This is a genomic window from Cupriavidus sp. WS (assembly GCF_000395345.1).
GTDB classification, from domain to species: domain Bacteria; phylum Pseudomonadota; class Gammaproteobacteria; order Burkholderiales; family Burkholderiaceae; genus Cupriavidus; species Cupriavidus basilensis_B.
Genome location: NZ_AQPL01000669.1, coordinates 1 through 423, shown reverse-complemented (window position 1 = coordinate 423; position 423 = coordinate 1). Strand labels below are relative to the sequence as shown.

Below are 423 nucleotides of genomic sequence, written 5' to 3'. Positions count from 1 at the left end.
GATCTTGCCGAGCCAGGTTGGCTGATCACCCCTGACGCGGTGCTGCTATGGAGCAAGGGCGGCGAGGGCGGCCAGCCGGACGCCGCATGGCTCAAGCAGATCTATAAGCTGCGCCGGCGCCGGCCGATCGATGCCGTGGTCCTCGTGACCGACGGCGAGGCCCAATTGCCATCCCAGAACCGTGGCCACCACCCCTATGGCTTCCACCTGGTCCGCATCGCCGAGGTGTTGCACTGGTCTGCACCGATCTACCTGCTCGATGTCGCCCAGGCAGACGTGACCGCCAACGGCGATACACCTGTGATCGGCTGCGAGTTGCCGCGCGGTGCTGACGCCACCGCCATCGGCACCGCGCTGCAGACCCTGCGTGACCAATTGGCGAATCGCAGCATCGAGCAGTTGATCCAGAACGGGCGTGACCGC

The 423-nt window shown here is 66.2% G+C and carries 1 pseudogene; it reads left to right on the top strand.

Annotation, left to right across the window (positions count from 1 at the left end):
• Nucleotides 1–423, top strand: a pseudogene (locus tag K206_RS44115) (type VI secretion protein VasK); the annotation flags it as partial.